The organism is Stenotrophomonas sp. YJH_SMC_130 (genome assembly GCF_059369035.1).
The window spans coordinates 1-25624 of sequence record NZ_JCAFSH010000006.1 but is presented as its reverse complement, the minus strand read 5'-3'; the positions used below and the strand labels follow the sequence as shown (position 1 = coordinate 25624).

The 25624-nt window shown below is 68.0% G+C and carries 20 protein-coding genes and 3 tRNA genes; 11 read left to right on the top strand and 12 right to left on the bottom strand.

What is annotated here, in order from left to right; translation table 11 throughout:
• Positions 1 to 23: 23 nt before the first annotated feature.
• The 6 genes from AC5P5V_RS10255 to AC5P5V_RS10230 form a co-directional block, all read right to left on the bottom strand.
• On the bottom strand, positions 24 to 992 hold the full coding sequence (locus AC5P5V_RS10255; RefSeq protein ID WP_231352215.1) for a TraB/GumN family protein: 969 nt from the start codon (positions 990 to 992) through the stop codon (positions 24 to 26).
• Positions 993 to 994: 2 nt separating this feature from the next.
• On the bottom strand, positions 995 to 1924 hold the full coding sequence (locus tag AC5P5V_RS10250; protein ID WP_134969527.1) for a DUF1684 domain-containing protein: 930 nt from the start codon (positions 1922 to 1924) through the stop codon (positions 995 to 997).
• Positions 1925 to 1935: 11 nt separating this feature from the next.
• Positions 1936 to 3837, bottom strand: a complete 1902-nt coding sequence (gene mutL, locus AC5P5V_RS10245; protein ID WP_061478061.1) for a DNA mismatch repair endonuclease MutL — start codon at positions 3835 to 3837, stop codon at positions 1936 to 1938.
• A gap of 121 nt (positions 3838 to 3958) precedes the next feature.
• Complete coding sequence (locus AC5P5V_RS10240; RefSeq protein ID WP_154351146.1) at positions 3959 to 5527, bottom strand: N-acetylmuramoyl-L-alanine amidase; 1569 nt, start codon at positions 5525 to 5527, stop codon at positions 3959 to 3961.
• A gap of 82 nt (positions 5528 to 5609) precedes the next feature.
• Positions 5610 to 6092: a tRNA (adenosine(37)-N6)-threonylcarbamoyltransferase complex ATPase subunit type 1 TsaE gene (gene tsaE / locus AC5P5V_RS10235; protein WP_180868293.1), complete on the bottom strand. Its 483-nt coding sequence runs from the start codon at positions 6090 to 6092 to the stop codon at positions 5610 to 5612.
• Complete coding sequence (locus AC5P5V_RS10230) at positions 6089 to 7573, bottom strand: NAD(P)H-hydrate dehydratase (RefSeq protein WP_231352216.1); 1485 nt, start codon at positions 7571 to 7573, stop codon at positions 6089 to 6091. The genes tsaE and AC5P5V_RS10230 overlap by 4 nt, the downstream gene beginning before the upstream one ends.
• 23 nt (positions 7574 to 7596) lie before the next feature.
• On the opposite strand from AC5P5V_RS10230, the gene queG reads away from it, so the two are divergent.
• Together queG and xseA are read left to right on the top strand one after the other, a co-directional pair.
• Positions 7597 to 8667, top strand: coding sequence for a tRNA epoxyqueuosine(34) reductase QueG (gene queG, locus AC5P5V_RS10225; protein ID WP_061478065.1), 1071 nt, complete (start codon positions 7597 to 7599; stop codon positions 8665 to 8667).
• 44 nt (positions 8668 to 8711) lie between these two features.
• The gene (gene xseA, locus AC5P5V_RS10220; protein ID WP_495215870.1) at positions 8712 to 10043 is read left to right on the top strand and encodes an exodeoxyribonuclease VII large subunit; all 1332 of its coding nucleotides are present in this window, start codon (positions 8712 to 8714) and stop codon (positions 10041 to 10043) included.
• Positions 10044 to 10814: 771 nt separating this feature from the next.
• Here the strand turns inward: xseA and AC5P5V_RS10215 are convergent.
• Positions 10815 to 11711, bottom strand: coding sequence for a M48 family metallopeptidase (locus tag AC5P5V_RS10215; RefSeq protein ID WP_231352217.1), 897 nt, complete (start codon positions 11709 to 11711; stop codon positions 10815 to 10817).
• A gap of 88 nt (positions 11712 to 11799) precedes the next feature.
• The gene (locus tag AC5P5V_RS10210; RefSeq protein ID WP_005417788.1) at positions 11800 to 13692 is read right to left on the bottom strand and encodes a formylglycine-generating enzyme family protein; all 1893 of its coding nucleotides are present in this window, start codon (positions 13690 to 13692) and stop codon (positions 11800 to 11802) included.
• Positions 13693 to 13776: 84 nt separating this feature from the next.
• On the opposite strand from AC5P5V_RS10210, the gene rnd reads away from it, so the two are divergent.
• Complete coding sequence (gene rnd, locus AC5P5V_RS10205) at positions 13777 to 14856, top strand: ribonuclease D (RefSeq protein WP_231352218.1); 1080 nt, start codon at positions 13777 to 13779, stop codon at positions 14854 to 14856.
• A gap of 132 nt (positions 14857 to 14988) precedes the next feature.
• Here rnd and AC5P5V_RS10200 read toward each other — a convergent pair whose 3' ends face one another.
• Positions 14989 to 17319, bottom strand: coding sequence for a TonB-dependent receptor (locus tag AC5P5V_RS10200; RefSeq protein ID WP_061478069.1), 2331 nt, complete (start codon positions 17317 to 17319; stop codon positions 14989 to 14991).
• A gap of 497 nt (positions 17320 to 17816) precedes the next feature.
• Here AC5P5V_RS10200 and AC5P5V_RS10195 point away from each other — a divergent pair.
• Positions 17817 to 17892 (top strand) — tRNA-Ala (locus AC5P5V_RS10195).
• Positions 17893 to 17952: 60 nt separating this feature from the next.
• Here AC5P5V_RS10195 and AC5P5V_RS10190 read toward each other — a convergent pair.
• A complete protein-coding gene (locus AC5P5V_RS10190) occupies positions 17953 to 18123 on the bottom strand; it encodes a hypothetical protein (protein ID WP_181357906.1) in 171 nt (56 codons plus the stop codon).
• 164 nt (positions 18124 to 18287) lie between these two features.
• Between AC5P5V_RS10190 and AC5P5V_RS10185 the strand changes: the two genes are divergently transcribed.
• Positions 18288 to 18773: a hypothetical protein gene (locus AC5P5V_RS10185; protein WP_134969001.1), complete on the top strand. Its 486-nt coding sequence runs from the start codon at positions 18288 to 18290 to the stop codon at positions 18771 to 18773.
• Positions 18774 to 18779: 6 nt separating this feature from the next.
• On the opposite strand, the gene AC5P5V_RS10180 is transcribed toward AC5P5V_RS10185, so the two are convergent.
• Entirely contained in the window at positions 18780 to 19541 is a 762-nt protein-coding gene (locus AC5P5V_RS10180) for an SDR family oxidoreductase (RefSeq protein WP_134969002.1), read from the bottom strand.
• A gap of 132 nt (positions 19542 to 19673) precedes the next feature.
• Between AC5P5V_RS10180 and AC5P5V_RS10175 the strand changes: the two genes are divergently transcribed.
• Positions 19674 to 20516: a bifunctional transcriptional activator/DNA repair enzyme AdaA gene (locus AC5P5V_RS10175; RefSeq protein ID WP_061478072.1), complete on the top strand. Its 843-nt coding sequence runs from the start codon at positions 19674 to 19676 to the stop codon at positions 20514 to 20516.
• Between the two features lie 44 nt (positions 20517 to 20560).
• Here the strand turns inward: AC5P5V_RS10175 and curA are convergent, their stop codons facing one another.
• Positions 20561 to 21586 (bottom strand): NADPH-dependent curcumin/dihydrocurcumin reductase, encoded by a 1026-nt coding sequence (gene curA / locus AC5P5V_RS10170; protein ID WP_134969004.1) that lies wholly within the window; start codon positions 21584 to 21586, stop codon positions 20561 to 20563.
• 364 nt (positions 21587 to 21950) lie between these two features.
• Here curA and AC5P5V_RS10165 point away from each other — a divergent pair.
• The 5 genes from AC5P5V_RS10165 to AC5P5V_RS10145 all read left to right on the top strand — a co-directional run bounded on the left by AC5P5V_RS10165 (position 21951) and on the right by AC5P5V_RS10145 (position 25358).
• A tRNA-Phe gene (locus AC5P5V_RS10165) sits at positions 21951 to 22026 on the top strand.
• Between the two features lie 71 nt (positions 22027 to 22097).
• Positions 22098 to 22173, top strand: a tRNA-Phe gene (locus tag AC5P5V_RS10160).
• Between the two features lie 159 nt (positions 22174 to 22332).
• Positions 22333 to 22884, top strand: a complete 552-nt coding sequence (locus AC5P5V_RS10155) for a lipocalin family protein (protein WP_005417806.1) — start codon at positions 22333 to 22335, stop codon at positions 22882 to 22884.
• Between the two features lie 142 nt (positions 22885 to 23026).
• Positions 23027 to 23503, top strand: coding sequence for an LEA/WHy family protein (locus AC5P5V_RS10150; protein WP_072169136.1), 477 nt, complete (start codon positions 23027 to 23029; stop codon positions 23501 to 23503).
• Between the two features lie 64 nt (positions 23504 to 23567).
• Positions 23568 to 25358 carry an acyl-CoA dehydrogenase C-terminal domain-containing protein gene (locus AC5P5V_RS10145; protein ID WP_231352219.1) on the top strand — a complete coding sequence of 597 codons (1791 nt, stop codon included), beginning with the start codon at positions 23568 to 23570 and terminating at the stop codon, positions 25356 to 25358.
• The last annotated feature ends 266 nt before the right edge of the window (positions 25359 to 25624 follow it).

Below are 25624 nucleotides of genomic sequence, written 5' to 3'. Positions count from 1 at the left end.
TTTGGCATCGCGCCAACCGTGCGTCAGCGTTTGGCCTTGCACCCCGTGCACACGCGCTCGACCTTGTAGCCCTTCGCCCTCAGCTTCTCGACCACGCCATCACTGCCCAGCAGGTGCAGCGTGCCGACCACCACCAGCGTACCGCCCTGCCCGGCCTGCAGGTACGGCTGCAGCTTCGGCACCCAGGCATCGTTGCGACCGGTGTTGATGCGCTGGTACAGCTGCGGATACTGCTGGCGCATCTCTGCCGCCATCTTGGTCCACAGCAGGCGCTCGTCGCCGCGACGCCATGCATCATGCAGCAGCCGCGCCTGCTCATCGGCCTTGCCGGCCTGGTCCAGTGCTTCGGCCAGCATCTGCCGCTGTTCCTGCACCGTCATCCCGTCCAGCATGCCGATCTGGGTATCGATATCTTCCAGTCCCGCGGTCTTGCGGCCGGTCTTCTGCGCGCGCTCCATGAAGTGGCGGTCCAGGCCCAGCGCCGGGTCCAGGCCCAGCTTCTGCATCTGCCCGATCGAAATGCTCAGGCCGACGAACCAGGGCTTCATGCCCTGCATCTGCGCCAGCGGCAACTGGTTCTGGGCAGCAAAGGCCTGCAGCTTCTGCCAGGTGGCCGCATCCAGATCACGCTTCAGCTCGCTGCCATCGGTGCGGGTCGCGGCCTGCACCATGCGGCTGGCCAGCTGGGGCGATTGCATGTCTTCCGGCGACAGTTCGAACACCACCCGCTGCGAGGCTTCGAACGCCTGCTCGACATCGGGCGACAGCGGGTAGTCCTGTGGCTTCAGCAGATGGAACGATCCCAGCAGGTACACGCGTGCATCGCCCGGGCCGGTGACTTTCCACAACAGGGGTACCGGCGGCTTGGCCGCCGTTGCGGTTGCGGCCGCGGCCGCGGCAGGGCTGGCCTGGCCATCGCGGGCCGTGGCCAGTGGCGCCACTGCGCAGGCCGCCAGCAGCAGCGCGGCACGGAACAGGTGTTTGATCGGCATGGTCAGCCTTCTCCTTCAGGCAGGTGGTAGGCCTTCTCGCCCGCTTCCACGCGCAGGTCCAACCGGTTTTCCGGCGGCGCCAGCGGGCAGGTCGCGTAGGCGGTGAACGCGCACGGTGGGTTGTAGGCATGGTTGAAATCGATGCGCACCGTGCCGTCTGCAGCGGGGGCCTCGGTATCCAGATAGCGCCCGGCCGGATAGCTGCCGCGGCCGCTGGTGCGGTCGGCGAAGATCAGGAACAGTGGCTGCCCGGCCGCACCGATGGCCTCCAGGCGCCAGCTGCGGCCATCACGTTCGAACTCCACCGCACCGGCATTGGGCATCTCGGTGGTCAGGCCAGTGATGTCGACGATCGGCAAGGTCTTCCCCGGCGGATGCGCGATGAAGCGCGCCTGCACCTGCCAGTCCGCGCCGCCAGGCCAGTACTGCAGGCCGGCGAAATCACGCCGCGCCGGTGCCTCGGCATGCTTGACCCGCAGCGCGTCCCGTGGCCCCCGGCGGATGATGCTGAGCTGGCCCTTGCCGCCATCGAAGGCCAGCAGCGTCGGCTGCGCGTCCTTGTCGGTGTCGACGCGGATGCGGCCACGCACCGGCTGGCCGTCGTGGCTGACATCGACACCGGCTTCAGGCGTGAACCACCACTGCGTCCCGTCGCGGCGCAGCAGGCCCAGCCTGTCCGGGCCAACCGTCAGGCGGATGCCGTTGGTGGCGCCGCTGCCAACGAAATGGGATTTGTTCTGCAGCCAGTGCAGGCCGACCAGGGCCGTCCAGCCATCGGGCCGGGTCAGGTCCTGGTAGCGCGCTACACGCCATTGCTGCTGCGCGGCCGCGTAGGCCGGATCTTCAGCGACCGTCGGCGCCGGCGGAGCTGCCGGGCTGCAGGCGGCCAACACCACGGCGGCCAGCAGGCCCGCCACTCCCCGATAACGCATCGATGCTCCCCTCAACGTCCGCGCAGGAACCAGCGGTCGATCTCCGCCAGCGAAAAACGGGCCCAGGTCGGTCGGCCGTGGTTGCACTGGCCGGACCGTTCGGTGATTTCCATGTCGCGCAGCAGCGCGTTCATTTCCGGCACGGTCAGGCGCCGGTTGGCACGCACCGCGCCATGGCAGGCCATGGTCGACAGCAGCTCGTCGCGTGCACTGGCCACGCGGCGGCTCTGGCCATGCTCGCGCAGGTCGGTCAGCACGTCGCGCAGCAGTCCTTCCGGTTCGGCATGCGCCAGCAGTGCCGGAATGCTGCGCACGTGCAGCGACCCGGGGCCGGCCCGGGTCACCTCGAAGCCGAGCGCCGCCAGTGTGTCGGCTTCGCTTTCGGCGGTGTCGGCCTCGCGCTCGCCCACCGCCAGCGTGATCGGCACCAGCAACGGCTGCGACTGCAGGCCGATGCCATCGTGCGCATTCTTCAGGCGCTCGTAGCCGATGCGTTCGTGGGCCGCATGCATGTCGACCACGATCAGGCCTTCAGCGTTCTCGGCCAGGATGTAGATGCCATGCAGCTGCGCGATCGCGTAGCCCAGCGGCGGTACACCCGCGTCGGCACTGGTCACCGGCAACCCGTTCTCGCTCGGCATCGGCGGCAACGCCGCTGCGCGTTCGGCACCGGCCGGCGTGGCATACAGCGCGGCGTAGGCGGCCGGTGCATCGGCCACCTGCAGGCCCAGCGGCTGCTGCGGACGCCAGCCTGAAAATCCGCCACCACCACCTCCCGAGCCGGGCGCAGCCCCACGCACCAGCCCGAACCCCGACGCGCCGGCGCTCGATGCCGTCGGGACGGCGGCGGCGTCCGCCGGATGTGCGGGGCCGGCACCGATCTCCTGCGCCGACATGCCTGCACGGGTATCGGCCAGCGCATCCTTCAACGTGCGATAGACGAAATCGTGGACCAGCCGCGAATCGCGGAAGCGCACCTCGTGCTTGGCCGGATGCACGTTGACGTCGACGCGGGTCGGATCCAGTTCGAGGAACAGCACATAGGCCGGCTGGCGGCCGTGATACAGCACGTCGCCGTAGGCCATCTTCACTGCGTGGGCGACGCTGCGGTCACGCACTGAGCGACCGTTGACGTACAGGTACTGCTGGTCGGCGCTCGCGCGCGAATAATGCGGCTGCGCAATCCAGCCATGCAGGCGCAGGCCGGCGCCACTGTGGTCCACGCGCACGGCCTGGTTGGCGAAATCCTCGCCCAGCGTTTCGGCAAGGCGTGCATCGGAATACAGATCGCCCGGCTTGTAGCGCCGCGAGGCCTTGCCGTTGTGCGACACGCGCAGCTCGACATCCGGCCGCGCCAGCGCCAGCGAACGCAGCCACTCTTCGATATGGCCCAGTTCGGTACGCTCGGCGCGCAGGAACTTGCGCCGCGCCGGCACGTTGTAGAACAACTCACGCACTTCCACCGTGGTGCCCGGCGCATGCGCGCGCGGGGTCACCTCGCCGATCTTGCCGCCTTCGATCTGCAGTGCCGAACCGTGCTCGTCGTGCGCGCGGCGCGAGCACAGGGTGAAGCGGCTGACCGATGCGATCGACGGCAGCGCTTCTCCCCGGAAACCGAGCGTGGCCACCGATTCGAGATCGTCAAGATCGGCGATCTTGCTGGTGGCATGGCGCGACACTGCCAGTGGCAACTGCTCGGGCGCGATGCCACTGCCGTTGTCGCGGATGCGGATCAGGCGCACGCCGCCCTCTTCAAGATCGATATCAACTCGGCTGGCGCCGGCGTCGATCGCGTTCTCGACCAGCTCCTTGACCACCGACGCGGGTCGTTCGACCACTTCGCCGGCGGCGATCTGGTTGATCAGGATCTCCGGCAACGGCCGGATCGGGCGCGGATGGGTAGCAGACGTCATGCGGGGATGATAACGGAGCGGCCGAGGGTAGAGTCGAGCCATGCTCGACTGACGGGCTACCGGCAAGGCCCAGTCGAGCGCGGCTCGACTCTGCAGAAAGCAGAAACCCGCCTTCGGCGGGTTATTTGCTGCCGCCGGCCATGGTGGCTGCGGCGTCGATCTCGGCCTGCGCGCGGGCAGCATACAACGTGCCCGGCGGCGGTTGGCGGCTGAAGAAGGTGTGCACGCCATCCAGCACAGCGCCAGCGACCTTGCGCTGGTAAGCCGGGTCCGTCAGGCGGCGCTCTTCATCCGGATTGGAGATGAACGCCGTTTCCACCAGCATCGCTGGCATGTCCGACGTGCGCAGCACCGCGAAGTTGGCGCGCTCGATGTTCGGCTTGTGGTTGTTGCCGATCCGCTTCAGTCCGCCCAGCACGTGGCCGGCGGCGTCTTCGGACGCCTTCATGTAGCCGCTCTGCGCCAGGTCCAACAGCACATTGGCAAGCGTGCCCTCGGTCTGCTGCAGGCGAACGCCACCGACCAGATCGGCCGCGTTTTCCTTGTCTGCCAGCCAGCGGGCGCGCTGCGAAGAGGCACCCTTGGTCGACAGCACGTACACCGACGAACCCGTGGCCGAGCGGTTCTCGGCCGCGTCGGCATGGATCGAAATGAAGATGTCCGCCTTGTTCGCACGCGCCTTCTGCGCACGCATCGGCAGCGGGATGAACACGTCGCTGTCGCGCGTCAGGTAGGCCTTCAGGCCCGGCGTGGCGTTGACCTGGCGGGCCAGCTCACGCGCCACGGCCAGGGTGACATCCTTCTCACGCTTGCCGGTCGGGCCGATCGCACCCGGGTCCTGGCCACCATGACCGGGATCGATCGCCACCACAAGATGGCGCATGCCGGGCTGCATGCGGATGCGCGATGCATCGCTGGGCATGGCCGGACGCGGCGGCTCGGCCGGCGTCGGTGCCGGTGTAGGGGCCGTTGCCGGCGGCGTGGTCACCACCGCAGCAGTGCGCTGGCCGGCGAGGATTGCAGCCGGCGAGGATGAAGGCGTGCTGCTGGCCGCGACGCCTGCCGCAGCAACCTGGGCCGGCGCGCTGGTCGGTGCGGGGGTCGGCGTGGCGGGTGCGGCGGCGCTGGCGCTGGCCTGCTGCTGCACCTGTGCGGTCAGCAGGGCGGTGGCCCGCGCAGCATCGGTGCGTGACTGCGCGTTCTCGGCCGGCGTGGGCGCGACTGAGCCCCCCACAGCGGCCGCCTGCGGCTGCACCGCCGGTGGCGTCGCCGGGCGGCTGGTGGCCATGGCAGGGCCATCACCCGGCCATTCGATCACCAGCTTGGATTCATTGCCCTCGCGCTGCATCTGCGGGCGGAACGGCGCCACCGATTCGGCAAGGTCGAACACGACACGGAAAGTGCCCGGGACCGGCTGTCCGGTACGCACCGCCGTGACCACGCCCTGCGCGGCCGGCATCTTCAGGTTGCGTACGGCGCTGGAGTCGGGGAAATCGACCACCAGGCGGTTCGGGCCGGCCAGCGACAGGGTCTTGTAGCCGCCACTGCCGACCAGTGAGATCTCGGCACGGGTGCCGGTCGCGCCGGTGTTCAGCAGCACCTGGCGGACTTCACCCGCCCACGCACTGACGCTCGCCAGACCCAGTCCGACGGCGGCACAGATGGCGATGAGACGGTTCCCCGGGCGCATGGCTCAGGATTCAATCACCGCGCTGAACGGAATGCAACACCTTTTTCCTTAATAATCCGTAACCTGCCGATCTTTGTTCTCGTCAGCCGACAGAAATGGCCTGCAAGTCGCCCCCTTGGGGCAGCCGTTTCAGCCATTCATGTCCAACGTCGCTGCCCGCAGTGAGACTGGCGCGGCGCCCATGTCCTTCGATCTCCAGTGCCACCACCAGGTCGGTCGGCGGCAGCGCGCCGGCGCCCCGTTCCGGCCATTCGACCAGCCACAGCACCGCGCTGCCTTCGTCCAGGCCGAGGAAATCCAGCTCACCGGCCTGGCCGATGCGGTACAGGTCCAGGTGCCACGCCTCACCGCCACTGGCCAGCGGATAGCGCTCGACCAGGGTGTAGGTGGGGCTGCGGATCGCGCCCTGCACGCCCAGCGCCCGCAGCAGCGCGCGGGCCGTGGTCGACTTGCCGGCGCCCAGGTCGCCGCGCAGTTCGATCAGCGCCTGCGGGGGCCGGGTGGCCGCCAGCCACTGCCCGAGCAGTTCGGTGGCGTCGCTGTCGGCAAGGAAGAAATCGGTCATGGGAAGCGTTCCGGGTTGGCCAGTCGCCGCAGCGGCGCCAGCAGATCAGTAGGAAGCAGGCCGCGTGCGCCGTCAGCGGCAGCCGCGTCGCCGGCCAGCGCATGCAGCAACGCGCCCGCCGCGGCGGCATCGAAGGCGGCCAGGCCCTGCGCACGCAGGCCGGCGATGATGCCGGTGAGCAGGTCGCCCATGCCCCCCACGGCCATGCCGGGATTGCCGGCGGCGATCAACCGGGGCGTTTGCCCGGGCGCCGCCACGATGCTGCCGGCGCCCTTCAACACCACCACCGCATGGAAACGCTCGGCGAGCGTCTGCGCACAGGCGTAGCGATCGGCCTGGATGTCGCTGGTGCTGCAGCCGAGCAGGCGTGCGGCCTCGCCCGGGTGCGGTGTGAGGACGGCGCCGGGCAAGGCACGCGGATCCTGCGTCAGCAGGTTCAGCGCGTCGGCATCGACCACCAGTGGTTTGGCGCTGGCCAGCACCCGCGCAAACAGTGCGCGTGCCCATTCGTCCTGGCCCAGACCGGGCCCGATCGCCACCACCTTGGCCCTGTCAAGCAAGGCCGGCAGCGCTTCGCCGTCTTCCAACGCGTGGGTCATCGCCTCGGGCAGCCGAGCCAGCAGTGGACCGACGTGGTCGCGGCGGGTGCCCAGGCTCAACAGCCCCGCCCCTGCGCGCAAGGCGGCCTCGGCTGCCATGGCGATGGCACCGCCGCTGCCGTGGTTGCCGCCGACGCACAGCACGTGGCCGGATTCACCCTTGTGGGTATTGGCGCGGCGCGGCGGCAACAGGGCCGGCAACCGTGCCTGCGTCCAGTACTCCACGGCAGGCGACACGCTTTGCCATGCGGCCGCGGGCAACTGCAGGGGTGCCAGGGCCTTGTGCCCGCAATGATCCAGCGCGTCGCCGGTGTACAGCCCGCGATGGGCCACGATGAACTGCAGGGTCCGCGCAGCGCGTACTGCCGCGCCGGGTACCGCACCGCGGTCGGCATCGACGCCACTGGGCACATCCAGGGCCAGCACAGGTGCCGCCTGCGCATTGATCGCAACGATCAGCGCCTGCGCCGCGCCCTCCGGCGCGCGTTCGAAACCCAGCCCGAACAGGGCATCGACCCAGAGGTCGGCCTCGGGCAGCGCGCCGTCGAACTCGGTGATGGCGCCGCCGTCGGACCTGAACTCCGATGTTGCACGCTGCGCCAGCGCGGTCGATGGCGCCCGGCCCGGCAGGGCGATCACCCTCACCTCGCGCCCGGCCTGCAACGCGTGGCGAGCCAGCACGAGGCCGTCGCCGCCATTGTTGCCCGCACCGACCACCACGCCGATGCGCTGCGCCTGCGGCCAATGCTGCAGCAGGCACTGCCAGGCGGCCTGGCCGGCCTGCGCCATCAGTCCCCAGCCAGCATCCCCCGCCAGGGTGGACGCCTGGGCATCCAGCGCACGCGCGGCAGCGGAATCGAACAGATCGGCGAGGTTGGCCATGCAGGGATTTTATACTGGTGCGCATGTCCCTCGCCCCCTCCCCCGTCGATCCAGCCCAGGCCGTGCAGCGCATCCGCGAACTGGCCCGCGCGCATGGCTTCCAGCGCTGCGGCATCGCCGGTATCGAGCTCGGCGAGGACGAGGCGCACCTGGCCGACTGGCTGGGCCAGGGCCTGTACGGCACGATGGACTGGATGGCGCGCCACGGCACCCTGCGCGCACGACCGGCCGAGCTGTTGCCCGGCACTGTGCGCGTGATCTCGGTGGGCATGGACTACAGCCACAAGGATGACACCGAAGCGTGGGCGACGCTGGCCGACCCGGGCCGCGCCTACGTGGCGCGCTATGCGCTGGGCCGCGACTACCACAAGCTGATGCGCAACCGCCTGCAGAAGCTGGCCACGCAGATCAACGACGAAGTCGCGCCACTGGGCTACCGCGTGTTCGTCGATTCCGCCCCCGTCCTGGAGCGCGCACTGGCCCGCAACGCCGGGCTCGGCTGGATCGGCAAGCACACCTGCCTGATCGACCGCCATGGCGGTTCCTGGTTCTTCATCGGCGAGATCTACATCGACATCCCACTGCCGATCGATACGCCGGCCACGGCGCACTGCGGCACCTGCACGCGCTGCATCGATGTCTGCCCGACCCAGGCCATCACCGGCCCGCAGCGGCTGGACGCGCGGCGCTGCATTTCCTACCTGACCATCGAACACGACGGCGCCATTCCCGAACAGATGCGCCCGCTGATCGGCAACCGCATCTATGGCTGCGACGACTGCCAGCTGGTCTGCCCCTGGAACAAGTTCGCCAAGCGCACCGACGAAGCCGATTTCCGTGCGCGCAACAACCTCGATACCGCGCGCCTGGACCAGCTGTTCGCCTGGGACGAAGCCGAGTTCCTGCGCCGCACTGAAGGCAGCCCGATCAGGCGCAGCGGCCATGAGCGCTGGCTACGCAACATCGCCGTGGCGCTGGGCAATGCGCCGTCCTCGGCCGAAGCGCTGGCTGCGCTGCAGACCCGCATCGACGATCCCTCGCCGCTGGTGCGTGAACACGTGCAGTGGGCACTGGGCCAGCACACAGCGCGCTGACGTGCGATCCTGAGCCCCCGTTCCGCCCGCAGCACGCCGTTTCCATGCAGCCACGCAACAACGACATCCTCACCCCCAGCCAGCTCAACACCCTGGCCCGCGACCTGCTGGAAGGCAGCTTCCCGGCGATCTGGGTCGAGGCCGAACTGGGCAGCGTGGCGCGTCCTGCCTCCGGACACCTCTACTTCCCCCTGAAGGACGCGCGCGCGCAGCTGCGTGCGGCGATGTTCCGGATGAAGGCGCAGTACCTGAAGTTCGTGCCGCGCGAAGGCATGCGCGTGCTGGTGCGCGGCAAGGTGACCCTGTACGACGCCCGTGGCGAGTACCAGATGGTGCTGGACCACATGGAGGAAGCCGGCGAAGGCGCGCTGCGCCGCGCCTTCGAGGAGCTGAAGGCACGGCTGGAGGCCGAGGGCCTGTTCGACCCGGCACGCAAGCGGCCGCTGCCGGCGCACGTGCAGCGCCTGGCCGTGATCACCTCGCCCACCGGCGCCGCCGTGCGCGACGTGCTGAGCGTGCTCGGCCGGCGCTTCCCGCTGCTGGAAGTGGACCTGCTGCCAACCCTGGTACAGGGCAGCAGTGCCGCCGCGCAGATCACCCGGCTGCTGCAGGCCGCCGATGCCAGTGGCCGCTACGACGTGATCCTGCTGACCCGCGGTGGTGGTTCGCTGGAAGACCTGTGGGCCTTCAACGATGAAACACTGGCCCGTGCGATCGCCGCCAGCCGCACGCCGGTGGTCTCGGCGGTGGGCCACGAAACCGACTTCAGCCTGAGCGACTTCGCCGCCGACCTGCGTGCACCAACGCCCTCGGTGGCGGCCGAGCTGCTGGTACCCGACCAGCGCGAACTGGCCCTGCGCCTGCGCCGCACGGCCGCCCGCATGGTGCAGCTGCAACGGCATGCGATGCAGCAGGCGATGCAGCGCGCCGACCGCGCCCTGTTGCGCCTGAACGCCCAGAGCCCGCAGGCACGACTGGACCTGCTGCGTCGACGCCAGCTCGATCTGGGCCGGCGCCTGCATGCCGCGTTCAACCAGCAGCAGGAGCGCCGTGCCGCGCGGCTTCGCCATGCAGCGGCGGTCCTGCGCGGGCACCATCCACAGCGCCAGCTCGACACGATGCAACGCCGCCTGGCCACCCTGCGCGGACGACCGCAGGCAGCGATGCAGCGTCTGCTGGAGCGCGATGCACTGCGACTGCGCGGGCTGGCACGTTCACTTGAAGCAGTCAGCCCGCTGGCGACCGTGGCGCGTGGCTACAGCATCCTGACCCGCAGCGATGATGGCACCCTGGTGCGGAAGGTTGATCAGGTACAGCCCGGTGACGCCCTGCGGGCCCGCGTCGGCGACGGCGTGATCGACGTGCAGGTCAAGTAAAGGGGTTCGGCAGGGCTGCGCCCTGCACCTGCCGGAGCTTCAATCAAAGGTCGAAGCAACAGCAAAAGCCGGCTATCCGTGGATGGCGGGGCGATGTCGGAGTGCGGGGACGCCGCAAGTACATCCCTGTAGGCTTGGCAGCCGCTTGCTTGTGTGCGCTTTCCTGCGCACACGGCAAGACCAGGGTTGGGCGTCCTGCCCAACCCGCCCGAGGCATGCCTCGGGCCCATGCGGCTGACACCCCGCACTCCGACACCGCCCCACCTCTGACAGTTTTCCGCGATCGTGTAGATCCACGCCATGCTGGATGACTCTCCATCGGAATCGAATATTTCAAATCGAGATCGAAAAGCATCCACGCATCGCATGGATCTACCGTGTCGACCAAGGTCGACACCTACCAACAGCAGCAGAAATCTGTCGAAGGCGGGGTGGGTCCGGTTGCGGGGGCGTGAGCCGCATGGATGCGGCGACCGAGCTTACATGGGTGAGGGCGCTTTGCTTGCGAAGCACTGCTTCGCAAGCGCCCGAACGCACAGCCGCCCGCGGCTGGGCCGGGCCCCGGAGGGGGACTTGCAGCGGCCCCCGCAACCGGACCCACCCCGCCACCCCACGGAATGCACGCTGTTGCTGTTGCTGTTGCTGTTGCTGTTGCTGTTGCTGTTGCTGTTGCTGTTGCTGTTGCTGTTGCTGTTGCTGTTGCTGTTGCTGTTGCTGTTGCTGTTGCTCTGGCTTCGGCAGGTGCAGGGCGCAGCCCTGACGAACAACCCCCTACTTTGCCTGCTCGCAGAACTTCTGCCGGTACTCGAGCGCCTTCGGCATCAGTGCCTGCAGGTTCTGGATGCGGGTGCCCGGATTCGGGTGGGTGGAGGCGAACTCCGGCGGCGCCTGGCCGCCACTGGCCTGGCCCATGCGCTGCCACAATGGCACTGCCTCGCGGGGATCGAAGCACGCCGCTGCGGCCAGCATCAGCCCCACTTCGTCGGCCTGCGTCTCGTGGCTGCGCGCATAGGGCAGCAGATAGCCGTAGCCCATCGCCGACATCATCATCTGTTGCTGCTGCGCATCCATGCCGCTGGCGGCACCGGCCATCTGCCCGATCTGGGTCAGCTTCTGCTGCGCCATCCGCTGCGCACCATGGCGCAGCAGCGCGTGGGCGATCTCATGGCCCATCACCACCGCCATCGCATCACGCGTACGCGCCACCGGCACCAGGCCGGTGTAGACCGCCATCTTGCCGCCCGGCAGGCAGAACGCATTGGCCTGCTCGGACGGGATCACATTCACTTCCCACTGGAAATCCCGCGCGAAATGCGCCGGCTGCACGCCGTGCTCCTTTGCCAGCGCGGTCTCCACCACATCCACCTTGGCGATCAGGCGCTGCGCGATGTCGCGCACATCGCGCGCGATCGGCGCATTCGGATCCATCGGCCGTTCCTGCGAGAGGATCTGCTGGTAGGCCTGCAGACCGAGCGCGGTCTCCTGGCGCGCATCCAGGCTGCTGTCGATCATCACCTTCTCGCCGGTGTAGGGATCGACGGTGCGATTGGAGAACCAGTAGAACCCCGCATAGCCCGCCGCCAGCAGCAGCACCCACCAGCGGATGTTGCCGAACAGGCCGCGTCGCTGCGGGCCTTGGGGCGAGCGGGAAAAGGGATCGTTGCGCATCGGTGGTCTTCCAGCAGACCCCGCCGGCTGGCGGGCACGGCGCAATCTTAGTGCGCGGACGCCAGCAGCGGGTGAAGCCCGATGCCGCTCAGATGCCGCGCACCAGACGGAAGCCGATGCGCGCATTGGTGGTGTCCGAATCCTGCGATTGCCGCCAGGCCGCACGGGTCTGCTCGGGCGCATTGGCCCAATTGCCGCCCCGGATCACCCGTGACCGGCAGCCCGGGTTGAACCAGGCGACACCGTCGGACGGCGCACGCCGGTAGCTGGCGTGCCAGCAGTCGGCCACCCATTCGCTCAGATTCCCGGCCATGTCGTGCAGGCCGAAAGCATTGGCCTGGAAACTGGCCACCGGCGCCGGTCCCCACCAGCCATCGCCATAGCCGATGAAAGCGTTGTGCCAGTGCCGACCCGAAGGCGAGACGTCCTTGCTGCCGGTGAAATTGCCGCTGCCCGGCGGCGGCGTACCCGCGTCTCCCCAGGGGTAGCGGCCACTGCTCCCGGCGCGCAGCGCATATTCGAATTCGGCCTCGCTCGGCAGCCGGTAGCTGCGTCCGGTCTGCTCGGACAGCCATGCCGCGTAGTTCTCGGCATCCCGCACGCTGACATGCATCACCGGCGAGTTGCCCAGTGCGCGCGCGCCATCGTAATCCGAACGCCAGTCGACGCCGCTACGGCGGATGAAATTGCCGCTGCGCTCGTCATAGACCACCGAGTGGCCGCGCCGGGTCGCACGTGGTCGTGCATTGGTCGACTTCACATAGCGCTCGAAATCGCCGACGGTAACCTCGGTGATCGCCATCGCGAAGCCGCGGTCAAAGCGAACGTAATGGGAGGGGCGCTCGGCGTCGGTGGAGCCGGGCTCGGCATCACCCGCGCCCATCTGGAAGCCGCCATGCGGCACAACCACCATCTGCGGACCGCGCCCACCATCACGCATCGCGTCGCTGAACACCTGACCCGGGCGGAAGCTGCCGTAATGGGTGGCCAGATCGATGCGTTCGCGCAGCTGGGCCACCACCGCATCCCCCGGCAAGGCGATGCGCAGGGCCTCGGCCAGCTTTTCGCGCGCCGGCTTCAGCCCCTGCGGCGTCGCCAGCTCGCGCAGGCCCTCATCACGCAGCTGCAGCAGCGCGGCGGCGCGGATCTGCTCGATGCGCTCGAAGGCATCGGCAATGGTCGGTGACGAGTCACGGACCTTGCTGGCTTCGGCCAGCCAGGTGCCCGCACTGGCAAAGTCGCGCACGCGCGCGGCGTCCTCGGCCCGGCGGATCAGGCCACTTTCGGCCGCCGCCAGGCCCTGCCGCGCCCGGCTGTTGTGTTCGTCCAGAGCCAGCGCTTCACGGAAGTTGCCGATCGCACCGTCACCGTCCTCACCGATCCGCCCCGACCGCAGGTCTTCCTCGCCAGCACGGTTATAGGCCACCACGCGCTGGGCGAGCTCCACCCGGCCCTGCAGCGCGCGCACCTTCTCATCCTTCGGCGCCAGGGTCAGCAGCACCAGCGCCTGGCGACTCGCCTCGGCCAGCGCCTCGCGCTGCCGCAGTGGCCGAACCAGCAGGGCATCGGCCTGCTGCTGCAGGCGCTGGCGAGCACGCTGCAGGCCGCTGCGGGCGAGGCGGTCATCCGGGTCTTCCTCCTGCACCGCCAGCCACAGCGGAACCGCCGCGTCGGCGTCTTCGTACAGGTGCCCTTCGCTGAACGCCTTCTCGGCTGCGCGGCGCAGCTGGGCGACGCTGCGGCCCTGCCGGTCGACCCGTGGCGGTGTCCACCGCTGCACGTCCTCGGTGGCATCCTCACCGGCAATGGTGACGCTGCCCTGCCCGGCCCCCGGTGTCGGCTCCGCCAGTGAGCCTTCCTGCGGCCGCGCGTCTTCGCCAGCAGCCGGCCCCGGCTCCGGTGTCGCCGAGGGCGACGGTGTGCAACCGGCCAGGGCCACGGCCAGAGCGGTGCACAGCACGGACGACAGCGGAAAACGCAAGCAGGATCTCCTTCGGCACGGACGCGGACCGACGTTAGGCTATTCTCCCCTGCCTGAGCAAACCCGAGTAGTAGGCCCTGACCCGTGGCAACCTGGATCACCACCCCCGCCGAGCTGGATGCGTACTTCCAGCAGCGTCCGGCCCGCATCGGCCTGGACACCGAATTCATCCGTGAACGCACGTTCTGGCCGCAGTTGGCTCTGGTGCAGATGGCGGTCGGGCAGGACATCCTGCTGATCGATCCGCTGATTCCCGGCATGACCGAAGCATTGGCGCCCTGGCTGGCCGATGAATCGATCATCAAGGTGATGCACAGCGCCAGCGAAGATCTGGTCGCCTTCAAGTGGGCCTGCGGCGTGTTGCCGCGACCGCTGTTCGACACCCAGATCGGTGCCTCGCTGGCCGGTATCGGTGGCGGCATGGGTTACCAGAAGCTGGTTGCGGAGATCACCGGCGTGGCGCTGGCCAAGGGCGAAACCCGTTCGGACTGGATGCGCCGTCCGCTCTCGGAATCGCAGCTGCAGTACGCCGCCGACGACGTTGAGCACCTGTTCGCGCTGCATGACGCCATCGATGCCAAGTTGCAGGCGCTGGGCCGCCAGCAGTGGCTGCACGACGACGGCGAGCGCCTGCTGGCCAGCGTCGCCAATGACGAGGACCGCTGGCCGCATCTGGCGATGCGCTCAGCGCAGTTTCTCGATGCTCCCGCGCAGCGCCGCCTGCTGCGCCTGCTGCGCTGGCGTGATGTGCAGGCACGCAGCAGCGACCGCCCGCGCAGCTGGATCCTGGACAACGAACTGGCCGCCACGCTGGCACGCACGCCACCGGCCGATGCCGCCGCGCTGGCCACGCTGTTTGAACAGTTCCCGAAGGCACCGCGCAAACTCGCTGGCGCGGTGTGGCAGGCGCTGGACACGCCGCTGGCCGATGAGGCCGAGGCACCGCTGGCATTGCCCGCCAACGACACCAACAAGCAGGCACTGAAGAGGCTGCAGGACGCCGTTGCCGAGCGCAGCCGCGAGCTGGGCCTGCCGGATGGCGTGCTGGCCTCGCGCAAGCATCTGGAAAGCTACCTGGAGCGCCGCCAATGGCCGGCCGCACTGGCGGGCTGGCGCCAGCAGGAGCTGGAGTCGCGGCTGCAGGCGCTGCTGCCGGCACGTTGAAGCGCCGAGCACGGCGCCGGATTGCGATCCGGCTACCGTCGAAGGCCATGAAAAAGGGCGACCCGGATCACCGGGCCGCCCTTTGCATTCCAGCAGTGCGATGGCGTGAAGACCCGCCACCGTGGCAACGCCTTACCAGTTCATGTTCAGCGAGACACCGACGGTGCGCGGTTCGTTGTAGACCGCAGCCATATAGTTCTCGATCACACCCTTGAGGTTCTTCTCGTTGGTGATGTTGCGCGCGAACAGCGCCACTTCGTAGGCACCGTAGTTGCCCGAGTAGCCGATCTTCAGGCCGCCTTCGAAATCACCCTTGGAGTTGAACTCCTTGCTGTCGTACAGCACGAAGCTGGTGTAGCCCTGCTTGTTCCAGTCGGTGGAGACGAACATGGTGCCCGCGTCGCTGACCGGGAAGTCGTAGCGGGCGGCCAGGTTGACGTTGTACTTCGGCGCGTTCGGCAGCGGGTTGCCGTCGATCTGCGCGAAGGTGTTGGCACCGACCTTGATGGTTGGGTCATTCACCGTGCACACCACCTGGCCGTTGAGGCCGCAGACCTGCGCGTAGACGCGCTTGTCCTTGATCTCGCTGTGCAGCAGGCTCAGGCCGGCGCTAAGGGTCAGGTTCGGGATCGGGCGCAGCTCCATGTCCGCTTCGAAACCATAGGCCTTGGCCTTGTCGGCGTTGAACAGCACGCCGTTGCCGTCCGAATCGTTGCCGTTGAGCTGGATGTCGTTGACGGTGTAGGTGAACGCGGTGGCGTTCAAGCGCAGGCGGTTGTCCCACAGGCTGCTCTTCACGCCCGCTTCCCAGGACAGGATGGTCTCGGAATCGGCGGTGGTGAAGTCGGCATTGAACACGGCCGAGCGGCCCTGGATGGTCGGGCCGCGGAAGCCGCGGGCGACCTTGGCATAGACGCTCACGTCCGGCGTGATCTGATACATCGCGCTCAGATCCCAGCTCGGGGTGGTGTCGGACATCTTGACGTCGGTGCGGCCCTTGTAGGTGACCACGCCAGCGGCAGTGTCAGCCGTCTTCAGCAGGCGGGTGTGCTTCTCGTCCCGGGTCTGGCGCAGGCCGGCCGTGACGGTGAACTTGTCGGTGAAGGCATAGCTCAGCTGGCCGAAGCCGGCCCACGAGGTGTTCTTGTTGCGCAGGCGCACCCAGTTGTTCGGGTTGCGGGCCGCGCCCTGCAGGAACCAGGCGCGCTGGTAGAAGTCGGTGGTGTCGCTGCCGTTGAAGTAGAAGGCACCGGCCTGCCACTGCAACGCGCTGTCGTCATGGCTGGCCAGGCGGAATTCCTGGGTCCACTGGTCCAGGTCACGGATGCGGCCCATCGACTGGCCGTAGCCGTTCGGCACGCCGTTCACCGGGAAGTTCACCGCGGCGCCACCGTCGGTGTCGCCACGGCTGTAACCGGAGGTGGTCTCGTAGGCGGTGATCGAGGTGAAGTCGATCGCGCCGAAGTCGTAACGCGCCTTCACCGAGCCGCCGTAGGTCTTGTAGGCCTGCGGGTTGTTGTCGGCTTCGTCGTAGGCGACCTGGTCGCGCGGCACGTCGGTCTTGTTCGAACCCTTGGTCAGCGCACCGCGCAGGAACAAGGTCGAGGTGCCTTCGTAGTCACGGGCGTGGGCCGAGGCCAGGATCGAGAACTGGTCGCTCGGGGTCAGCAGCAGCTGCGCGCGTACGTTGCGGTCATCGAAGCCGCCCATCGCGTTCTTCTTCGGGCTGACCGTGCCGTCGGCACTCGGGCCCTTGTAGGTGTTGTCGACGTAGTCATCGCGGTGCTGGTACAGCGCCGACACGCGGAACGAAGCGATGTCGTTGATCGGGCCGCCGAAGCCGCCGTCGATCGACACGCTGTTGTAGGTCGCGTAGCTGGCGCTGACCCGGCCGGTGTAGTCCTGGGTCGGCTTCAGGGTGTCGAACTTGACGATGCCGGCGGTGGTGTTGCGGCCGAACAGCGAGCCCTGCGGGCCACGCAGCACTTCCACCTGGTCCACGTCATAGACCGGGTTGGACTTCAGCACCACGTGCTCCAGCACCACATCGTCCTGTATGATCGACACCGGCTGCGAGGCACCCAGGTAGAAGTCGATATTGCCCAGGCCACGGATATAGAAGCGCGGGAAGATGCGGCCGGTGGTGGTTTCCGCATACAGGCTCGGCACGCGGCCGGACAGTGCCAGCAGGGTGTCGTCGCCGCCGGCGGTGAAGTCGCGCATGCGCTCGCCCTGCACCACGCCCACCGAAACCGGCACTTCCTGCAGGTTCTGCTCACGGTGTTCGGCGGTCACGGTGATCGTGTCCAGGCCGGTCGGGGTCGGCGCGCTGTCCTGCGCGGCGGCACCGAAGCTGCCGACCAGGGCCAGGCCGGCACAGGCCAGGGCCAGCGGATGGCGGCGGAAGGAAGCGAAGGAAGACGACAGACCCGACAGGCGGCGGGAATCGGAATGGGAGGGCATGGAATGCTCTGAGGAGGCGTCCGTGCGGCCTGCGCGAGCCGGGCGGCAAAAAGGGGGAAAACTGCGCAAGCGGCCATTATCCCCCAAATTGTTACGATTTCGTTGCGCGGCACCCGAACCCGGCGAAACAAGCGGTTTCGGCACAGTCCGCCGGCACCACCTTGGGGTCAGCTCCGTTCTCCCAAGGAAAACGGATCTGACCCCGAAGCTCCTGGCAGCCGGGTCAGCGCGACATCGACCCTCGCAAGTCGCCCGCATGCGCGCTGCGAAACCAGCTCTCGCCTTTACTTCTACGGCGCCACGGCTTCGCGGAACGACTGCTCATTGCTGCCGCCCCCGGCATTGCCTTGCGCAACGCCTGGTCTCTGTCGAATTCGCCCTGCTGCGCCAAGCACTGGCCCGAATCCGGCCTGCACGGCGGTGGATCCAGGCCTTGCGTCGTCCCTGCCCGGTGCTTGGCAAGCCCGGCAGGCAGCGCTACACTGCAGCCTTGCCGTGGGGCCATAGCTCAGCTGGGAGAGCGCGTCGTTCGCAATGACGAGGTCAGGAGTTCGATCCTCCTTGGCTCCACCACTAATCAGAAGAACCCGTAGATCCTGGCGATCTACGGGTTTTTTCTTGTCTGGAATCCGCCTAGCCGGGTTCCTGGCCGCCATCCTTGCGGCGCGGGCTGCGCGAATGCGCATCACGCACCTGTTGGTCGCACTGGCCCAGCCGCTGCTTCGCCACGTTGTCCTGCTTCCGGTCCTGGCGGCTTTCCTGGATGCCCTGCTTCGGGTCCTGATCCTTGTCTGGCTCGTTCATCTGATTGCTCCCTCATCGGCATCAGGCCGACGTTCTGCCCCACGCTAGAGGCCGGCGGGTAATCCACAGGTCAGTCCCGCGCCAACAGCGTGTGCACGAACCCACTTGCTGCGACGGTGAACGCACGCCCAGAATCCGATGCAGCACGAATTCCGCGGACACCCATGCCCCCGCCCGCCCAGCACGCGGCGCCCACCGTGCCGATGAACTTCAATCCAACCGACGGCAGCATCCAGCTCGGCACGCTGCCGAACCTGATCTGTCCCAGCCTCTCACTGCAGGAGGCGCGCATCGCCTTCGCCACGCTGACGCATGGCGAGCGCGATGTCGGCACCGGCTACGTCTGGCTGAGCCTGCACCGGCTCAGCCTGGGCGGTGCACCCGCTGGCATCAGCCTGTGCTTCCACGGGCAACAGCTCGACAGGGTGACGATGGGTGTCGATCTGCCTGATGCGACACTGGAAGAAGGCTGGCCGACCCAGGCCGCGATCGATGCCGAAGTGGCTTTCATGCGGCGCACCTTGGCCACGGCACTGGGGCGCAAACTGGCAGGCGGCCACGCCCGCTTCAGCTGGGGCGAGGCCTGGGCCCGGTTCGACCCGAAGGGATTCATGGCCAGCAGCGGCATCCGCTACTCGCCTCGCACGTGACGGCGCTCAGGTTCGGGTGATCGACACGCCGCCTTCAACGCGCATTGCGGTACCGGTAACGAAGCTGCTTTCATCGCTGGCCAGGAACAACGCCGCATTGGCGATCTCTTCCGGCTCGGCCATGCGCTTGAGTGCATGCAGCGAGCGCACGAAGTCGCGGGCATCGCCGGTCGGTGCGGCCTGCCGGCCCATTTCGGTATCGGTGCCACCGGGCAGCAGCACGTTGCTGCGCACGCCGCGCACGCCGTATTCGGCCGCGATCACCTGGCTCAGGCCGATCAGCCCCGCCTTGCTCGACGCATAGGCCGCCATGCCCGGGAAGCCGACGGTGTGGCCGACGAAGGTGCCGACAAACACCAGCGAGCCACCGCCGCGTGCCAGCAACGCCGGCAACTGGGCGCGTGCGGCGTGGAAGGCGGCATCGAGATTGGTGGCCATCACCTCGCGCCACGCATCCACCGGGAACTCTGCTGCCGGTGCACCGGGCCCGAGCATGCCGGCATTGTTGAGCGCGATGTCCAACCCACCGAATGACTGCTGGGCCAGTTCCACCAGCGCCGGTGCCGTGGCCGGATCAGCCACGTCCGCGGCATGCACCACCACCTCGCCACCGGCGGCGCGGATCTGCTCGGCCAGCACCTGCAGCGGCTGTGGGCGTCGTGCATTGAGCACCAGCTTTGCCCCTTCGGCAGCAAAGCGCAGCGCGCTGGCGCGACCGATGCCAGCACTGGCACCGGTGATGAGGGCGATCTTGTTGTTCAGGCGCATGAGGGTGGTACCGGTTGTGGAGTGGCCACCACGATGCCGCGCCTCTCGCCTGCCGACACTCCGTTTCCGGGCCTCCCGACCCGGTGCAGGAAACGGAGTTTCCGTAGAACCGGCACGTGCCAGAATCCATCCATGGACAGCACCGCCACCACCGCTCCCGATGCCCGCGTCGAACGGGTCTGCCGCCATCTGCAGGCCAGCCTCGACGAGCCCTCGCTGCAGGCGTTGGCCGCCATCGCCGGCTGCAGCCCGACCCGGCTGCATCGCCTGTTCAAGCAGGCGACCGGGTTGACCCCGAAGCAGTACGCTGCAGCGCTGCGCGCCGATCGCCTGCGCAGCGAACTTCAGCAGAAGGAACGCATCACCGACGCCTTCCACGATGCCGGCTTCGGCTCCAGCGGACGCTTCTACGAGAACGCGCCGAAGCTGCTGGGCATGACGCCGAAGCAATGGCGTGCCGGTGGTCGCGGCGAAGTCATCCACTTCGCGCTTGCCGAAAGTTCGTTGGGCAGCGTGCTGGTGGCCAGCAGTGCCACCGGCGTGGTCGCGATCCTGCTCGGCGACGATCCGGAAGCGCTGCTGCAGTCACTGCAGCAGCGCTTCCGCCAGGCCGAACTGGTCGGGGCCGACAGCGGCTATGAGCAACTGGTGGCACAGGTGGTGGGCCTGGTCGAGGATCCCTCGCGAGGCGCCACGCTGCCGCTGGACATCCGCGGCACGGCGTTCCAGCAACGTGTATGGCAGGCGCTGCAGCAGATTCCGCGCGGACAGACGGCCTCATATGCCGAAATCGCCGCGCGTATCGGCGCGCCGCGATCAAGCCGCGCGGTGGCACGCGCCTGCGCAAGCAATCCGCTGGCCGTGGCGGTGCCCTGCCACCGGGTGGTGCGCCGCGACGGCGACCTGTCCGGCTATGCCTGGGGCGTGGCACGCAAGCGCGAACTGCTGCGCCGGGAAAAGGTCGCCAATGGCTGACGCGACCCGCAAGCCGCCGACCTTGTCCGGCACCGGCCAAGCCCTCAGTCCAGCTTCACCACCAGCTTGCCGAAGTTGTGCCCCTGCAGCAGCCCGAAGAACGCCTCCGGTGCATTTTCCAGCCCTTCCACCACATCCTCGCGGTACTGGATGCGGCCCTCGCGCAGCCACTGCTGCATCTCGCGCTCGAAATCCGGCCACAGGTGCTTGAAGTCGTGCACGATGAAACCGCGCACGATCAGGCGCTGGCGCAGGATCTGGCTGAACAGCGCCGGCAGGCGGTCCGGGCCAGGCTGCGCGACACCACGATCGTTGTAGGTGGCGATGGTGCCGCACACCGGAATGCGGGCGAAGTCGTTGAGCAACGGCAGCACCGCGTCCAGTACATGGCCCCCGACGTTCTCGAAGTACACGTCGATACCCGCAGGTACCGCCGCGCGCAGCTGCTCGGCAAAATCAGCCGCGCGATGATCCAGCGCCACGTCCACGCCCAGCGTCTGCAGATAGGCACGCTTGGCCTCGCCACCGGCGATAGCCACTACGCGCGCGCCCTGCAGCTTGGCCAACTGCGCCACGGTCGCGCCGACCGGCCCTGTTGCGGCGGCCACCACCAGCGTCTCTCCCGGCTGCAGGCGGGCGATTTCATGAAGGCTGGAGTAGGCGGTGAAGCCCGGCATGCCATGCACCCCCAGCGCCGTACTCAACGGCAGCCCGGCCGGGTCCAGGCGGCGGCCCAGCGCCTTGGCCGGCAGCACGGCGTGGGTCTGCCACCCGCCCGGCGCCAGCACCCGTTCGCCCACTGCGACCCCCTCGGCCCTGGATTGCACCACCTCGGCCACGGTCTGGCCTTCCATCACAGCCCCCACTGCCACCGGCGCGGCATACGACGGTCCCTCATCCATGCGTCCACGCATGTACGGGTCCAGTGAGAGGTAGCGATTGCGCAGCAGCACCTCGCCGTCGCCCAAGGGCGGCAGCGCGGCCTGCTCCAGGCGGAAATTGGCTGCGGTGGGCGCCCCCTGCGGACGCGACGCCAGCACGATGCGGGCGGTGGTCGATGAGTCGGACATGACGACGGTCTCTGCTGTTGCCAGCATCAGGAAAGGAACGCGGACACTACGCTGCAGCGTTCCCCCATGGCGGTCACGAAAACAGCGTTCCATGTCCGGTATCGGTGCCGTCCACGCGCAGGCCGCGCCACGCCGCGTTTGTCGATCACCGTGGCCCGCTGAATTCCGCCGCACGCGATGATCACCGCGCCGCCGCGCCCGGTTGAATCGGCATCCAGCGCGCCCCCGCTCCGCGACGGCGGATCAAGTACTTGCGCCTGCGCAGACGGCAATGTGAAGGTTTTTTGCCAAAATGCTTGCCGTAGGCGGCTGACCTCCGTAATATGCGCGTCCTTGGCAGCGACCTCGCTGCAATGAACTACGTGGCCGAGTAGCTCAGTTGGTAGAGCAGGGGATTGAAAATCCCCGTGTCGGCGGTTCGATTCCGTCCTCGGCCACCACGTTCGACAGCCTGCAGAAATGCAGGTCTTTTTTTCGGCAATCACGGTTGATCGTGGTTGCCACACAGTTTGGCCGAGTAGCTCAGTTGGTAGAGCAGGGGATTGAAAATCCCCGTGTCGGCGGTTCGATTCCGTCTTCGGCCACCATCTTTCGAGACCTGCAGAGATGCAGGTCTTTTTTTGTCCGTGCTTCGCGCACTGCACGAGTGGCGGATGCGGCGCCTGCGCACACGCCCGATTGACGAAACATTTACACCGGCATGCGCGGCGGCACCTACGCTCCAGACTCCTGCCTGGAGCCTGACGATGCCTCTGCGCCCCGCCCTGTTCGCCTGCCTGCTGCTGGCCGCTTTCCCGGTGATCGCCACTGAACCTGTGCGCGCGGTCGAGCGCCTGGACATCGATCGCTACGCCGGCCAGTGGCACGAGATTGCGCATCTTCCGGTCTCGTTCCAGAAGCAGTGCGTGGGCGAGATCACCGCCAACTACGGACTGCGCAGCGATGGCCGCATCAGTGTCACCAACGCCTGCCGCAACGGCGACGGTGAGCGCGTGGTCGCCGAAGGCGTGGCTCGCGCGGTGGCCGGCCATCCCGGCCAGTTGCAGGTGCGCTTCGCGCCGGACTGGCTGAGCTGGGTCCCGCTGGTCTGGGCCGACTACTGGGTGCTGGCGCTGGATCCGGACTATCAGTGGGCGCTGGTCGGTGAACCGGACCGGAAGTACCTGTGGATCCTCTCGCGCCTGCCGGAAATGGATCGCGCACGCTTCGAAGCGCTGAAAGAAAAGGCCGAGGCCATGGGCTACGACCTGCGCCCGCTGCGCCTGATGGCCCCGCTTCGCGATACGCCCGCCGATTGAACCGCGTTGCAACCGCGGCGCCGCGCACGCCCGGCCACCATCTTCACGCGCTACCCTCTGCGACGGGTCGCCACAGGCGATCCAAACGACCATACGCCATAGTATGCTTATTCAAACGCACCCCTCCAGAGGACTTGCGCCCATGCTCCACCGTTTCCGTATCGCCTTGATTGTCCTGTGCACCCTCGCCCTTGTTGCCTGCAACAACGGCATCGTCAAGCGTGTTTCGGAACCGGCGGCCAGCCTGCAGCAGCTCACCGTGCGTGCCGACGGCAACTGGACCGTGGCCCTGCGCCTGCAGAACTTCAGCTCGATGCCGATGACCTTCGATGACGTCTCGCTGGCGCTGACCGTCGGCGACAACGAAGCCGGCACCCTGCAGGCCAAGCCCGGCATCTCCATCGGCGGCACCTCCGCCGACGTCATCAATGTCGACCTCGTGCCCAGCTCGGCCGCGCGCCTGGTGGTGGCCGATGCGCTGGCCAGCAACCGCACCCTGGCCTATGGCCTGAAGGGAACGGTGGCGGCCACGCCGCAGGAGAAGAAGCAGCGCAGCTTTGACATCAGCAGCCGCAGCACCCTCAACCAGGCCCCCGGCCTGCCCGGCGTGCTGCGCTGAACCCGCCTTTCGTGGCGGCGCCCGGCGCCGCTCTCCCCTGCCCTGATCAAATCGAGACGTACCGATGAGCAGCTACACCGCCCCGCTTTCCGACCTCCGTTTCGCCCTGCACGACGTGCTCAAGGTCGAACCCCTGTTCGCCCGCCTGGGCTTCACCGACGCCACCGCCGACGTGGTCGATGCCGTGCTGGAGGAAGCCGGCCGCTTCAGCGCCACCGTGCTGGCCCCGCTCAACAGCGTCGGCGACGAGATCGGCTGCGTGCTCGACCAGGCCACCGGTGAAGTGACCACCCCGCCCGGCTTCAAGCAGGCCTACGACCAGTTCGTCGATGGCGGCTGGACCGGCCTGACCGCCTCGCCGGAGCTGGGCGGCCAGGGCCTGCCGCACACCCTGGGCGTGCCGCTGAACGAAATGATCAACGCCGCCAACCTGGCGTGGGGCAACTTCCCGCTGCTCTCGCACGGCGCGATCGAAGCGTTGAAGCAGCACGGCGAGGCCTGGCAGCACGAGGCTTTCCTCAAGCCGCTGATCGAGGGCCGCTGGACCGGCACCATGTGCCTGACCGAACCGCACTGCGGTACCGACCTCGGCCTGCTCAAGACCAAGGCCGAGCCGAACGCCGATGGGAGCTATTCGATCACCGGCACCAAGATCTTCATCACCGCCGGCGAGCATGACCTGACCGGGAACATCGTGCACCTGGTGCTGGCCAAGCTGCCCGACGCTCCTCCGGGTGCCAAGGGCATCTCGCTGTTCGTCACCCCGAAGTTCAAGGTCGACCGCGACGGCAACGTCGGCGAGCGCAACGCACTGCGCTGCGGCTCGATCGAGCACAAGATGGGCATCAAGGGGTCGGTCACCTGCGTGATGAACTTCGATGGCGCGCAGGGCTACCTGGTCGGCCAGCCGCACAAAGGCCTGCAGGCGATGTTCACCATGATGAACACCGCGCGCCTGGGGGTCGGCCTGCAGGGCATCGGCCTGTCCGAGCGCGCCTACCAGAACGCGCTGAAGTACAGCCGTGAGCGCCTGCAGTCGCGCGCCCTGAGTGGTGCCAGGTTCCCGGACAAGCCGGCCGACCCGATCCTGGTCCACCCGGATGTGCGCCGCATGCTGCTGACGGTGAAGTCGCTGGTCGAAGGCAGCCGCCTGCTGGCGCTGCACGCCGCCACCCTCATCGACGTTGCCCACCATGCCGAGGATGCCGCTGAGCGCGAGCGCGCCGACACCCTGGTGAGCTTCCTGACCCCGATCTCGAAGGCCTGCCAGACCGAATGGGGCATCGAGAACACCTACAACGCCCTGCAGTGCTTCGGTGGCCACGGCTACATCCGCGAACACGGCATGGAACAGCTGGCCCGCGATGCCCGAATCACCACGCTGTATGAAGGCACCACCGGCATCCAGGCGCTGGACCTGATCGGCCGCAAGACCGCGTCCAGCCAGGGCGCCGGCCTGAAGCTGATGCTGGCCGAGATCGAAGCCTTCGCCAAGGAACACGAGGGCAACGAAGCGCTGGCCGAGTTCATTGGCCCGCTGCGCGCCAAGGCCGCCGAATGGGGCAAGCTGACGATGGACGTGCTCCAGCGCGCGGCCGCCAGTCCGGACGAACTGGGCGCGGCCAGCTACGACTACCTGTTCTATTCGGGTTACGTGGTGCTGGCCTACTGGTGGGCCCGCAGCGTGGCCGCCGCCGATGCCAGCGCGCACGGCGCCGCCTTCGCCCAGGGCAAGCGCGAGACCGCGCGGTTCTACTTCGCCCGCGTGCTGCCGCGCACCCTCAGCCACGCCGCCGCGATCCAGTCCGGCGCCGCCCCGCTGATGGCGATGGACGACGAGCGATTCGGCGTCTGAGCCGGGCTGCCGCCCGGCACCCGCGGTAGTGCCGGCCGCTGGCCGGCAACCGCAACAGCAACAGCTGCATCCCGGTGGATGGCGGGGCGGTGTGGCCTGGCAGGACACACCGTAAACCCATCCATGGGGCTCGATGGCGCCATCCATGGCGCCAACGGTCCTGCCAGCCCACACCGCCCCGCCTTTGACAGTTTCCCGGTGACGGTTGGATGGGTCCTGGAATTGCGTGGGGTCATGGAGTCAGATCCGTTTTCCAACGGAAAACG

Coding starts and splice junctions, on each gene's coding strand:
- AC5P5V_RS10255 (WP_231352215.1), bottom strand. CDS start 992: ATGCCGATCAAACACCTGTTCCGTGCCGCGCTGCTGCTGGCGGCCTGC.
- AC5P5V_RS10250 (WP_134969527.1), bottom strand. CDS start 1,924: ATGCGTTATCGGGGAGTGGCGGGCCTGCTGGCCGCCGTGGTGTTGGCC.
- mutL (WP_061478061.1), bottom strand. CDS start 3,837: ATGACGTCTGCTACCCATCCGCGCCCGATCCGGCCGTTGCCGGAGATC.
- AC5P5V_RS10240 (WP_154351146.1), bottom strand. CDS start 5,527: ATGCGCCCGGGGAACCGTCTCATCGCCATCTGTGCCGCCGTCGGACTG.
- tsaE (WP_180868293.1), bottom strand. CDS start 6,092: ATGACCGATTTCTTCCTTGCCGACAGCGACGCCACCGAACTGCTCGGG.
- AC5P5V_RS10230 (WP_231352216.1), bottom strand. CDS start 7,573: ATGGCCAACCTCGCCGATCTGTTCGATTCCGCTGCCGCGCGTGCGCTG.
- queG (WP_061478065.1), top strand. CDS start 7,597: ATGTCCCTCGCCCCCTCCCCCGTCGATCCAGCCCAGGCCGTGCAGCGC.
- xseA (WP_495215870.1), top strand. CDS start 8,712: ATGCAGCCACGCAACAACGACATCCTCACCCCCAGCCAGCTCAACACC.
- AC5P5V_RS10215 (WP_231352217.1), bottom strand. CDS start 11,711: ATGCGCAACGATCCCTTTTCCCGCTCGCCCCAAGGCCCGCAGCGACGC.
- AC5P5V_RS10200 (WP_061478069.1), bottom strand. CDS start 17,319: ATGCCCTCCCATTCCGATTCCCGCCGCCTGTCGGGTCTGTCGTCTTCC.
- AC5P5V_RS10190 (WP_181357906.1), bottom strand. CDS start 18,123: ATGAACGAGCCAGACAAGGATCAGGACCCGAAGCAGGGCATCCAGGAA.
- AC5P5V_RS10185 (WP_134969001.1), top strand. CDS start 18,288: ATGCCCCCGCCCGCCCAGCACGCGGCGCCCACCGTGCCGATGAACTTC.
- AC5P5V_RS10180 (WP_134969002.1), bottom strand. CDS start 19,541: ATGCGCCTGAACAACAAGATCGCCCTCATCACCGGTGCCAGTGCTGGC.
- AC5P5V_RS10175 (WP_061478072.1), top strand. CDS start 19,674: ATGGACAGCACCGCCACCACCGCTCCCGATGCCCGCGTCGAACGGGTC.
- curA (WP_134969004.1), bottom strand. CDS start 21,586: ATGTCCGACTCATCGACCACCGCCCGCATCGTGCTGGCGTCGCGTCCG.
- AC5P5V_RS10155 (WP_005417806.1), top strand. CDS start 22,333: ATGCCTCTGCGCCCCGCCCTGTTCGCCTGCCTGCTGCTGGCCGCTTTC.
- AC5P5V_RS10150 (WP_072169136.1), top strand. CDS start 23,027: ATGCTCCACCGTTTCCGTATCGCCTTGATTGTCCTGTGCACCCTCGCC.
- AC5P5V_RS10145 (WP_231352219.1), top strand. CDS start 23,568: ATGAGCAGCTACACCGCCCCGCTTTCCGACCTCCGTTTCGCCCTGCAC.